Origin of the sequence: Paraburkholderia sp. (assembly GCF_034668105.1) — a bacterium.
In the GTDB taxonomy this organism is placed as follows: Bacteria; Pseudomonadota; Gammaproteobacteria; order Burkholderiales; family Burkholderiaceae; genus Paraburkholderia.
In genome coordinates, this window is sequence record NZ_JAXDPY010000109.1 from 1 (window position 1) to 11,963 (window position 11,963).

At 61.9% G+C, this 11,963-nt stretch carries 9 protein-coding genes; 1 reads left to right on the plus strand and 8 read right to left on the minus strand.

Annotated elements, in window-relative coordinates:
- Nucleotides 1-273 precede the first annotated feature (273 nt).
- From glmM to QOC89_RS05320, 4 genes are all read right to left on the minus strand, one after another.
- Nucleotides 274-1,632, minus strand: a complete 1,359-nt coding sequence (gene glmM / locus QOC89_RS05305; RefSeq protein ID WP_323044071.1) for a phosphoglucosamine mutase — start codon at nucleotides 1,630-1,632, stop codon at nucleotides 274-276.
- 28 nt (nucleotides 1,633-1,660) lie between these two features.
- A complete protein-coding gene (folP, locus tag QOC89_RS05310; protein ID WP_416340357.1) occupies nucleotides 1,661-2,473 on the minus strand; it encodes a dihydropteroate synthase in 813 nt (270 codons plus the stop codon).
- A 170-nt stretch (nucleotides 2,474-2,643) separates the two neighbouring features.
- Nucleotides 2,644-4,533, minus strand: coding sequence for an ATP-dependent zinc metalloprotease FtsH (gene ftsH / locus QOC89_RS05315; protein ID WP_054036261.1), 1,890 nt, complete (start codon nucleotides 4,531-4,533; stop codon nucleotides 2,644-2,646).
- A 189-nt stretch (nucleotides 4,534-4,722) separates the two neighbouring features.
- Nucleotides 4,723-5,385 carry an RlmE family RNA methyltransferase gene (locus QOC89_RS05320; protein WP_323044073.1) on the minus strand — a complete coding sequence of 221 codons (663 nt, stop codon included), beginning with the start codon at nucleotides 5,383-5,385 and terminating at the stop codon, nucleotides 4,723-4,725.
- A 183-nt stretch (nucleotides 5,386-5,568) separates the two neighbouring features.
- Here QOC89_RS05320 and QOC89_RS05325 point away from each other — a divergent pair, with 183 nt between their 5' ends.
- Entirely contained in the window at nucleotides 5,569-6,099 is a 531-nt protein-coding gene (locus tag QOC89_RS05325; protein ID WP_323044074.1) for a YhbY family RNA-binding protein, read from the plus strand.
- A gap of 161 nt (nucleotides 6,100-6,260) precedes the next feature.
- Here the strand turns inward: QOC89_RS05325 and QOC89_RS05330 are convergent, their stop codons facing one another.
- From QOC89_RS05330 to carA, 4 genes are all read right to left on the minus strand, one after another.
- Nucleotides 6,261-6,770, minus strand: a complete 510-nt coding sequence (locus tag QOC89_RS05330) for a DUF4149 domain-containing protein (RefSeq protein WP_323044075.1) — start codon at nucleotides 6,768-6,770, stop codon at nucleotides 6,261-6,263.
- 20 nt (nucleotides 6,771-6,790) lie between these two features.
- Nucleotides 6,791-7,267 carry a transcription elongation factor GreA gene (gene greA, locus QOC89_RS05335; RefSeq protein ID WP_115780599.1) on the minus strand — a complete coding sequence of 159 codons (477 nt, stop codon included), beginning with the start codon at nucleotides 7,265-7,267 and terminating at the stop codon, nucleotides 6,791-6,793.
- A 151-nt stretch (nucleotides 7,268-7,418) separates the two neighbouring features.
- A complete protein-coding gene (carB, locus tag QOC89_RS05340; protein ID WP_323044076.1) occupies nucleotides 7,419-10,673 on the minus strand; it encodes a carbamoyl-phosphate synthase large subunit in 3,255 nt (1,084 codons plus the stop codon).
- Nucleotides 10,674-10,854: 181 nt separating this feature from the next.
- On the minus strand, nucleotides 10,855-11,963 hold a 1,109-nt coding region (carA, locus tag QOC89_RS05345; protein ID WP_323044077.1), incomplete at its 5' end, for a glutamine-hydrolyzing carbamoyl-phosphate synthase small subunit.

The window sequence follows — 11,963 nt, forward strand, 5'->3', positions numbered from 1 at the left end:
AAGTTCGGGGAATGTCCGGGAAGGTGGGACGAAGGCTGGACGACGGCTGAGGAACTTCGGGAATGTCCGGGAAGGTGGGACGAAGGCTGGGAGAAGGCTGCGAGAAGGCCGGGAAGGTCCGCGGGAAGGTTGGACGGTAATGGGACGCTCCCAGCTACGGTTTGCCGCTTGCACCCACGGTCGAACGCGCTGCCTGCCGTGCGTCCCGGCGTCGGCGTCGGCGACGGGCGGCCTCCTGCCGTGTCCCGCCGCCTCGACTAACCGCGTGGCTATCTAAGCCGTAGCTTCCTTGACCGCGTCGGCGATCGATTCGGCATGCCGAACCGCGTCGTTGACGTTTTCCGCCTCGACCATCACACGCAGTACCGGCTCGGTGCCGGACGCGCGAATCAGCACGCGGCCGCGGCCGTTGAGCGCCTGCTCGACCTTGCTGATCGCGCGACGGATCGCGTCGCTGCCCTTCCAGTCCGCGCCGGGTTGCATCCGCACGTTGATCAGCTTCTGCGGAAATAGCGTCACGCCATGGAGCAATTCGGCGAGCGTTTTGTCGCTGCGCTTCATCGCGGCCAACACCAGCAGGGCCGAAACGATGCCGTCGCCGGTCGAATGGCGGTCGAGGGAGAGAATATGGCCGGAGCCTTCCGCGCCCAGCTGCCAGCCGTGCTCACGCAACTGCTCGAGCACGTAGCGGTCGCCCACCGCCGCCCGGACGAATTTCACGCCGGCTTCCTGCAGCGCGACTTCGACCGCCATGTTGGTCATCAAGGTGCCGACCGCGCCTTCCACTTGGCCCTCGGTCGCCATCCGGTCCTTGACCAGTACGTACAGCAGCTCGTCGCCGTTGTACAGGCGACCGGCTGCATCCACGACCTGCAGCCGGTCGGCATCACCGTCAAGCGCAATGCCGAGGTCCGCATGATTCGCGCGCACCGCGCGCACCAGCGCGTCCGGCGCGGTTGCGCCGACGCCGTCGTTGATGTTGAAACCGTTCGGTGCGACGCCGATCGGAATTACCTCGGCGCCGAGTTCGTGGAACACGTGCGGCGCGACGTCGTACGCAGCGCCGTGCGCGCAGTCGACCACCAGCTTGAGACCGCGCAAGTCGAAGGCGGCCGGGAAGGTGCTCTTGCAGAACTCGATGTAACGGCCGGCCGCGTCGTCGAGGCGCCGCGCCTTGCCAAGTTGTTCGGATGCCGCGCACGCCAGCGGCAGATCGAGCTGTTCCTCGATCAGCGATTCCACTTCGTCGGGCAGCTTGTTGCCGTCGGCAGAGAAGAATTTGATGCCGTTGTCGTAGTACGGGTTGTGCGACGCACTGATCACGACGCCCGCGGCGAGTCGCAACGCGCGCGTCAGATAAGCGATGCCCGGGGTCGGCATCGGCCCGGCCAGCATGACGTCGACGCCGGCCGCGGAAAAGCCCGCTTCGAGCGCGGCTTCGAGCATATAGCCCGACACCCGCGTGTCTTTACCGATCAGCACCGTGGGCCGCGTGCCCGTCTTCGCCCAGCGGTCGGCGCCCGCAAGCACCTTGCCGGCAGCGTAGCCGAGCCGCAATACAAACTCCGGCGTAATCGGCCCTTCGCCAACCTTGCCCCGAATCCCGTCCGTTCCAAAATAGCGACGTGCCATGTTTTATAGTCCTCCTTCCTGTTTGGGCTTAGCCGCGCGCGCGGTTGTGATTCGCCGCCTCGCGCATGGCTGCCCATACTTTCAATGCATCCACTGTCTGCGCAACGTCGTGCACGCGCAGGATTGCCGCGCCGCGCCCGGCAGCACACACTGCCGCGGCGATGCTGCCCGCGACGCGCTCAGGCGCCGGGCGCCCCACCACTGCGCCGACCATCGACTTGCGCGACATGCCGGCGAGAATCGGGTACGGCGGCTCGGCCCGCGGCGCAGTGTCCGGCAGGTGCGCGAGCAGCGCGTAATTGTGTTCGACGACCGCCTTGCCAAAGCCAAAGCCCGGATCCACGCTGATACGCGCACGGACGATGCCCGCTTGCCGCAGCGCCGCCACCCGCTCTTCGAGAAACTGTCTAACCTCGCTTACGACGTCGTCATAGACGGGCTCGCCAACTTGCATGGTCTGCGGCTCGCCGAGCATGTGCATCACGCATAGACCGCAGTCGCTGTCGCGCACGGCGTCGATCGCGCCGGGCATCCGGAAGCCCCAGATATCGTTGATCAGGTCGGCACCCGCCGTCAGTGCGTGACGCATCACTTCTGGCTTGTATGTATCGACCGACAGCGGCACATTCGCGCCGTGCAGTTGTTCGACCAGCGGGATCACCCGCTCCAGCTCTTCGTCGAGCGGCACCGGCGGCGCACCCGGGCGGGTCGACTCGCCGCCGATGTCGATGATGTCCGCGCCGTCGAGCAACATGCGCTCAGCCTGGCGCAGCGCGTCGCCGCGCATCGCGTACTGACCGCCGTCGGAAAAAGAATCGGGTGTGACGTTCAGGATGCCCATGACCAGAGGGCGTTCAAAGGTCAGCTTGAAACGGCCGCATTGCAGCGGTTCAGGAAGGGGAAGAGAAGTAACTTCGACTTTCGGCACGTAGCGGTCAATCTCATAAAACGGACAAATGCAAAACGGGCCGGTGTGAAACACACCGGCCCGCACTTTCTACTGGTCGCCTATCAGGCCGGCGCGGTCGCGCTGCCCGGCTTGACCTCGGTGCCAGGGCTGCCGCCCGACGAGGCGTCGCTTGCCGACGGCGGCGAGCTCTTCGGCGAACGCGGCGGACGGCCTGCCATGATGTCGTTGATCTGATCGGCGTCGATCGTTTCCCACTCCATCAGCGCGGCGGTCATCGCTTCGACCTTGTCGCGGTTCTCATCCAGCAAGCGCTTGGCGAGGTTGTATTGCTCGTCCAGCACGCGGCGGATTTCTGCGTCGACCTTCTGCTGCGTCGCTTCCGAAATGGTGCGCGTGAAACCGCGGCCAAACGGCGTAGCGTCGTTTTCGTCGTCGACGTAGACCATCGGTCCGAGCGCGTCCGTCATACCGAAGCGAGCCACCATGGCGCGGGCCGTAGCCGTTGCCTTGTTGAAGTCGTCCGATGCGCCGGTGCTGATCAGGTTCAGGAACAGCTCCTCCGCAACGCGGCCACCGAACAGGATCGCGAGGCGGTCCAGCAGGTAGTCTTTCGAATACGTTTCGTTGTCGTGCTCCGGCAACTGCCACGTGACGCCCAGCGCACGGCCACGCGGAATGATCGTGACCTTGTGCACCGGATCGGCCTTCGGCAACAGCTTGGCGATAACCGCGTGACCCGACTCGTGATACGCCGTAGCACGCTTCGATTCTTCGCGAATCACGGCCGACTTGCGCTCCGGACCCATGAAGATCTTGTCCTTCGCGTCTTCGAAGTCGTTCATTTCGACGATGCGCTTGCCACGGCGAGCCGCGAACAGTGCTGCTTCGTTGACCAGGTTCGCCAGATCGGCGCCCGAGAAGCCCGGCGTGCCGCGAGCGATAACCGCTGCGTCGACGTCGTTCGAAATCGGCACCTTGCGCAAGTGAACCTTCATGATGTGTTCGCGACCGCGGATGTCCGGCAGACCGACATACACCTGGCGGTCGAAACGGCCCGGACGCAATAGCGCCTTGTCCAGCACGTCCGAACGGTTCGTGGCAGCAATCACGATCACGCCGGAATTCGCCTCGAAGCCGTCCATCTCGACCAGCATCTGGTTCAAGGTCTGTTCGCGCTCGTCGTTACCGCCGCCCATACCGGCACCGCGATGACGGCCAACCGCGTCGATTTCGTCAATGAACACGATACACGGCGCATGCTTCTTGGCCTGCTCGAACATGTCGCGCACACGAGCCGCACCGACACCCACGAACATTTCCACGAAGTCCGAACCCGAGATGCTGAAGAACGGCACCTTCGCTTCGCCGGCGATCGCACGCGCCAGCAACGTTTTACCGGTTCCCGGCGGGCCGACCAGCAGCACGCCGCGCGGAATCCGCCCACCCAGCTTCTGGAATTTCTGCGGATCGCGCAGGAAGTCGACCAGTTCGGAGACTTCTTCCTTGGCTTCGTCGCAACCGGCGACGTCGGTGAAATTGATTGCGTTGTTGTTTTCGTCGATCAGACGTGCACGGGATTTACCGAACGAGAACGCACCGCCTTTCCCGCCTCCCTGCATCTGCCGCATCATGTAGAACCAGAATCCGATGATCAGGATCGTTGGTCCGAGGTAGTACAGCGCGGACACCAGCGCATTCGGTTCATCATCAGCCTTGCCGCTCACCTGAACGCCGTACTTCATCAGATCGCCGACCATCCAGATGTCGCCGGGCGACACGATCTGGTACTTCTGGCCGTCTGCTGGAGTGACCGTGAGGTTCCGCCCCTGGACAATGACGTTCTTGACTTTGCCGTTCTTCGCGTCGTCCATGAACTGCGAATACGAAACACCTTCCTGGACACGGGGCTTGTCGAACTGCTTGAACACCGTAAACAGCACCAGTGCGATAACCAGCCACACTGCTGCTTTCGAAAACATATTGTTGTTCAAAGCACCACTCCTTCACTTAGACGGGCGCCTACATTTGCCTTGCGGCACCACGAAAGCATTCTAATCCAGTCCGCAGACCCCTGCCATAACGTTTCGCTACCACATAAATAGCGAAGCGGGCTATCAGAGCACCGATCTCCGGCGCCATGGGCGCATTAACGACAGATGCGGAACCTTCCTGCAGCGCCCCTATGCGGGCCGCTTGAGATGCTTACCCAAAATAAACGTTTCTGACGACTTGTCCCGCGACGCTTTCGGCTTGCGGGCCGCCACCACCTTGAACTGACGTTTGAACTTTTCGACAATCTGGCTGTAACCGCTGCCGTGAAAACATTTGACTAAAAGGGCTCCATCCGGTTTCAGGTGATTTTGCGCGAATTCCATCGCGATATCGCACAGGTGCTCGATTCGCGCGGCGTCCGCCACCGCCACTCCCGACAGGTTGGGCGCCATATCCGAAATTACAAGGTCGACCTGGCGCTCGCCGACTAATTCTTCCAGTTGTTCGAGAACCGAGTCTTCGCGAAAGTCGCCCTGAATGAAATGGACGTCGGCGATCGGCTCCATTGGCAGCATGTCGAGCGCGATGATAGTGCCATCGATGCCGCCCTCGCGCTCGGCGTCGCGCTGTGCGCCCTTGGCCAGCTTGTTGCGGGCGTACTGGCTCCAGCTGCCCGGCACGGAGCCGAGGTCGACGATCACCTGGCCTGGCCGGATCAACTTGTCCTGCTCGTCGATTTCCTTCAGCTTGTAGGCTGCGCGGGCGCGATAGCCCTCCCGCTGCGCCATTTTTACGTACGGGTCGTTGATGTGATCATGCAACCACGCCGTGTTGAACTTGTTTTTTGCCATTAAAGGTGAACTCTTGCTGCGAAATGTGGCGCTTTAGGGGATAATACGCGGTTAATTCGCGCGGCCACCGCCAAACTTGGCAGTTATCCGCGATTCTGTTGTTCTGACGCGCCGCCCTGCGCTATTGGCCGAAATCTCTCGGAAATGCAGGTGCCGCCATTTTAGTCGAGTCTCCCACTTTCCATGCCAGCCCTTAAAGTCTCTTCCGACCAACGCGCCGAATTGCGCTCCCAGGCACATGCGCTCAAACCGGTCGTGCTCGTCGGCGCCGAAGGCTTGACCGACGCTGTGCTGTCGGAAATCAAGGTCCACCTTGGCGCGCATCAATTGATCAAAATCCGCGTGTTCGGCGACGAACGCGAAGAACGCATCGCCATTTACGAACAGATCTGCGACAAGCTGAATGCAGCACCGATCCAGCATATCGGTAAGCTGCTGGTGATCTGGAAACCGGAAGCAGCCGCACAACCGGCTGTGAAGGCCAAGCGCGGCGCCCTGCCGAGCGCCCGCGAAGCAGCTGTCGAAGCCAAACCGGGTAAAGGCCGCGCACCGCGCGTGGTCACGGTGGTGAAGCCCAGCGAAATCCCGATGCGCAAGCCGAAGGCAAAAGCGGTCGTGGTGCGGGGCAATGAACGGGTCACGCAAGGCGGCAACATCAAGCGCGCCAAGAAGCGCCAGACCAGCGCGAAGCGTGCGCATCAGTCGTCGAAATAAGCGAATGATGAGGGTGCGGCGGTGTCCGCACCTTGGTGTGAATTGCTCCAGCGGCGTGGTTAATTTTACCTGGTTGATTCTGCCTGGCTAAATTCGCCGGCGTCGTTCCGCTTGAGCAAGTCTACAGGCAAACCCGCGTGCACAAGCCGTAACGGCACTACTCAACCGGTTACTTTCCCCGCAGCGCCGCGAGCGCCCTGCTCCGCTGTCAAACTGCCGACGCTCGCCGGCAGCTTCCACACCAGCGCCACGCCCAGCAGACTTTCGATCAGATAAAACAGACTCGATACGCCGTGCAGAATGCCAAAGCGTGTCGCATAAACTGAATGCCCGACATCACTGCCCGCTTCCAGCGCGGCCACGCGCATTGCATTCATAAACGGCTGCAATGCAAAGTAACCCACCAGCACACACACCAGCATACCGGCGATCCACCAGCGCGAACGGCGATAAGCATCGCCGCCGCGGCGAACCAGTACGTTCGCCAGAACCAGCAGCAAAATTCCGCACACCGCGCCCAGCACGCCTTCAATGCGAAACAGTTGCGCCGCCACTGCGCCTGCCGTCATCCGGTCGAGCGATGTGAACAGCACCGGCGCGACGGCATAGCCAATAGTCAACAGACTACCGACCCACACTACCGTCAGCAGGCGGAACAGTCGATGTGGCATCAAGGACACCGTGGCCGCCTTCAAACGTAGCTAACCGCGATGATTTCGTACTCGCGCACGCCGCCCGGCGCTTGCACCGATGCAACGTCGCCTTCCGACTTGCCGATCAACGCGCGCGCGATCGGCGAGCTGATCGAGATCAGGCCGTGGTCGATGTCCGCCTCGTCGTCGCCGACGATCTGATATTTGACGGGCGCACCCGAATCCAGGTCTTCCAGTTCGACGGTCGCGCCGAACACCACGCGGCCGTCCGCTTCCACTGCCGCGGGGTCGATCACCTGCGCGCCGGCCAGCTTCGATTCGATTTCGGCAATACGACCTTCAATGAAGCCCTGCTTTTCCTTCGCCGCGTCGTATTCCGCGTTTTCCGACAGATCGCCCTGGGCACGCGCTTCAGCAATCGAATTGATCACCGACGGACGCTCAACCGATTTCAGGCGCTGCAATTCATCGCGCAACATTTCCGCGCCGCGCTTCGTCAATGGAACAGTGCTCATAAACAACTCTATGCAAAAAACAGCCGTAAAAAAAATCACCGCGGTTAAGTGCATTCCGCGGGGGCCAGAGCGCCGGACAAAGCCCGGACCCAAGCACCTGCGGAACGCCGCTTAACCGCGGCACTTACATCTTGGACAGGAATTCGAAGCCTTAGTTTAGGCGAGCGTGGAGGCCTTGTAAATCATAGACTTCCAGGTTCTTCAAATAGCGCAAACCTTCCACTGCGGCCCGTGCGCCGGACATTGTCGTGTAATACGTGACCTTGTTCGCCTGTGCACTCATGCGGATCGAGCGCGAATCGGCGATCGCCGCGCGGGTTTCGTCGACGGTCGTGAAGACCAGCGCGATTTCGCCGTTCTTGATCATGTCGACGATGTGCGGACGGCCGTCCTTCACCTTATTGACGACCTTGACCGGCACACCGGCCGCTTCGATCGCGGCAGCCGTCCCCTTGGTCGCGACGATCGGATAACCGAGTTCGTGCAGCATGCGTGCGACAACGACCGCCTTCGGCTTGTCGGCGTCCATCACGGTCAGCAGCACCGTGCCCGACTCCGGCAAACGCGAACCTGCCGCGAGTTGCGACTTGAACAGCGCTTCACCGAAGGTCTGACCCACACCCATCACTTCACCTGTGGAACGCATTTCCGGTCCGAGCACCGGATCGACTGCCGGGAACTTGACGAACGGGAACACGGCTTCCTTCACGCTGAAGTACGGCGGATCGATTTCCTTCGTCACGCCCTGCTGCGCCAAGGTCTGGCCGACCATCGCGCGCGCCGCGATCTTCGCGAGCGGCAGGCTGGTCGCCTTCGACACGTACGGCACCGTGCGCGACGCACGCGGATTCACTTCCAGCACGTAGATGACGTCTTCTTTCGAGCCATCCGCTTGCGGCACCTGCTGGATCGCGAACTGCACGTTCATCAGGCCGACCACGTTCAGCGCCTTCGCCATTGCGCCGGTCTGGCGCTTCAGCTCGGCAATGGTTTCCTTCGACAGGGAGTACGGCGGCAGCGAGCAAGCCGAGTCGCCCGAATGGACGCCCGCCTGTTCGATGTGCTCCATCACGCCGCCGATGAACACAGCTTCGCCATCCGAGATGCAATCCACGTCGCATTCGATTGCGTCGTTGAGGAAGCGGTCGAGCAGCACCGGCGAGTCGTTCGACACCTTCACGGCTTCACGCATGTAGCGCTCGAGATCGCGCGGCTCGTGAACGATTTCCATCGCGCGGCCGCCCAGCACGTACGACGGACGCACCACCAGCGGATAGCCGATTTCCTCGGCGAGCTTCAGCGCTTCGTCTTCAGCACGCGCGGTGCGGTTCGGCGGCTGACGCAGGCCGAGGTCCTGCAGCAGCTTCTGGAAACGCTCGCGGTCTTCCGCGGCGTCGATCATGTCAGGCGACGTGCCGACGATCGGCACACCGTTTGCTTCGAGATCGAGGGCGAGCTTCAACGGCGTTTGACCGCCGTACTGCACGATCACGCCGACCGGCTTTTCCTTGTCGACGATTTCGAGCACGTCTTCGAGCGTCAGCGATTCGAAGTACAGACGATCGGATGTGTCGTAGTCGGTCGAAACAGTTTCAGGATTGCAGTTGACCATGATCGTTTCGTAGCCGTCTTCGCGCATGGCGAGTGCAGCATGCACGCAGCAGTAGTCGAACTCGATACCCTGACCGATCCGGTTCGGGCCGCCGCCCAGCACCATGATCTTCTTGTTGTTCGTGGGGTTCGCTTCGCACTCTTCCTCGTAGGTTGAGTACATGTAGGCGGTTTTCGTGGCGAACTCGGCCGCGCACGTGTCGACGCGCTTATACACCGGGCGCACGTTCAGCTCGATACGGCGCTGGCGTACCTCCGCCGGCTTCGCGCCGAGCAGCCTGGCCAGACGACGGTCCGAGAAGCCGCTTTGCTTCAGATACTTGAGTTCTTCCTTCGACAGGCTTGCCAACGTACGGCCGGCCAATGCCTTTTCCTTCAGGACGATCTGCTCGATCTGCGCGAGGAACCACGGGTCGATCGACGTCTCTTCGAAAATCTCTTCGGCCGTCATGCCGACACGGAATGCGTCGCCCACGTACCAGATGCGATCCGGGCCGGCTTCGCCGATCTCGCGGATGATCTCGTCGCGGTTGTCGGTCTTTTCGTCCAGACCGTCCACACCCACTTCCAGACCGCGCAGCGCCTTCTGGAACGATTCCTGGAAGGTGCGGCCAATCGCCATCACTTCGCCGACCGACTTCATCTGCGTGGTGAGGCGCGAATCGGCTTCGCGGAATTTTTCGAACGCGAAACGCGGAATCTTGGTGACGACGTAGTCGATGGTCGGTTCGAACGATGCCGGGGTCTGGCCGCCGGTGATTTCGTTCTTCAGTTCATCCAGCGTGTAGCCGACTGCCAGTTTCGCCGCGACCTTCGCGATCGGAAAGCCGGTCGCCTTGGAAGCCAACGCGGACGAACGCGACACACGCGGATTCATTTCGATCACGATCATCCGGCCATCTTTCGGATTGATCGAGAACTGCACGTTCGAACCGCCCGTGTCCACGCCGATCTCGCGCAGCACCGCGAGCGATGCGTTACGCAGGATCTGATATTCCTTGTCCGTGAGCGTTTGCGCCGGCGCGACGGTGATCGAGTCGCCAGTGTGGATGCCCATCGGGTCCAGGTTTTCGATCGAGCAGACGATGATGCAGTTGTCCTGTTTGTCACGGACCACTTCCATCTCGTACTCTTTCCAGCCGAGCAGCGATTCTTCGATCAGCAGTTCGCGCGTGGGCGACAAGTCGAGCCCGCGCTTGCAGATCTCTTCGAATTCGTCGCGGTTGTATGCAATGCCGCCGCCCGAACCGCCGAGCGTGAACGAAGGACGGATCACCACCGGATAGCCGCCGCTGCCCGTTTGCGTAGCGATCTCAGCCTGCACCTGCAGCGCCTCTTCCATTGAATGCGCGGTGCCCGACTTGGCCGAACCGAGGCCGATCCTGGTCATCGCGTCTTTGAACTTCTGGCGGTCTTCCGCCTTGTCGATCGCTTCCGGCGACGCGCCGATCAGTTCGACCTTGTACTTCTCCAGCACGCCGTGCGCGTGCAGATCCAACGCGCAGTTCAGCGCGGTCTGGCCGCCCATCGTCGGCAGGATCGCGTCCGGCCGCTCCTTGGCGATGATGCGCTCCACCACTTCCCACGTGATCGGCTCGATGTAGGTCACGTCGGCCGTGTTCGGGTCGGTCATGATCGTCGCCGGATTGCTGTTGACGAGAATGACCTTGTAGCCTTCCTCACGCAGCGCCTTGCATGCCTGCGCGCCCGAGTAGTCGAACTCGCACGCCTGGCCGATGATGATCGGACCCGCGCCGATGATGAGGATGCTCTTGATGTCTGTCCGCTTGGGCATAACGCTCTCGCTAATGTATTCCTGAATTCTTTCCGTCGGCGCGCTGCGTTTCACCGTTGCGCGCGCTCTGCTCTGTGTCTGTGCTGCTCGCCGTGCCGCGCGCTGCTTGCGCTCGTTGCGCCATTTGCGTCTTTCGCGTGGCGAGCCGCGCGCCGTAAAGGCGCGTCGCAAGCTGTTATGTTTATGCCGCTGCGCTCTTGCCGGCCTTCTTCGTGTCCATCAACGCGGTGAAGCGATCGAACAGATAGGCGATGTCGTGCGGACCAGGCGACGCTTCCGGGTGACCCTGGAAGCAGAACGCCGGCTTGTCGGTCAGTGCGAAGCCTTGCAGCGTGCCGTCGAACAGCGAGACGTGCGTCACCTTGGCGTTGGCCGGCAGCGTGTCGGCGTCGACCGCGAAGCCGTGGTTCTGCGACGTGATGACCACGCGGCCGTCTTCGAGATCCTTCACCGGATGATTCGCGCCGTGGTGGCCGGTTTTCATCTTGAGGGTCTTGGCGCCCAGCGCGAGGCCCATGATCTGGTGGCCGAGGCAGATGCCGAAGGTCGGAATGCCGCGCTCGATCAGCTCCTTGGTGGCGCGAATTGCGTAGTCGCACGGTTCCGGATCGCCAGGGCCGTTCGACAGGAAAACGCCGTCCGGGTTGAGGGCCAACGCGTCGGCCGCGGTGGCTTGCGCCGGCAGCACGGTCACGTGACAGCCGCGTTCGGCCAGCATGCGCAGGATGTTGTACTTCACGCCGTAATCAAACGCGACCACGCGGTATTTCGGCGCGTTCTGCGTGCCGTAACCGGTGCCCAGACGCCATTCGGTCTGGGTCCACTCGTAGCTTTCCTTGGTCGACACGACCTTCGCGAGGTCCATGCCCGACAAACCCGGGAACGAACGCGCGAGTTCGATTGCCTTCGCTTCATCATCCGAGCCGGCCAGAATGGCGCCGTTCTGCGCCCCCTTGTCGCGCAGCACGCGGGTCAGCATACGGGTGTCGAGACCGGCGATGGCGACCACACCTTCGTCTTTCAGATATTGCGGGAGCGTGCGCTCCATGCGGAAGTTCGACGCGAGAACCGGCAGATCACGGATGATCAGGCCGGCGGCATGGACTTTCGTGGCTTCGACGTCTTCGGCATTCACGCCGACGTTACCGATGTGCGGATACGTCAGGGTCACGATCTGGCGCGCGTAGCTCGGGTCAGTCAGGATTTCCTGATAGCCGGTGATAGCGGTGTTGAACACGACTTCGCCGATCGTATGCCCGGGGGCGCCGATCGAGTAACCACGAAAGACCG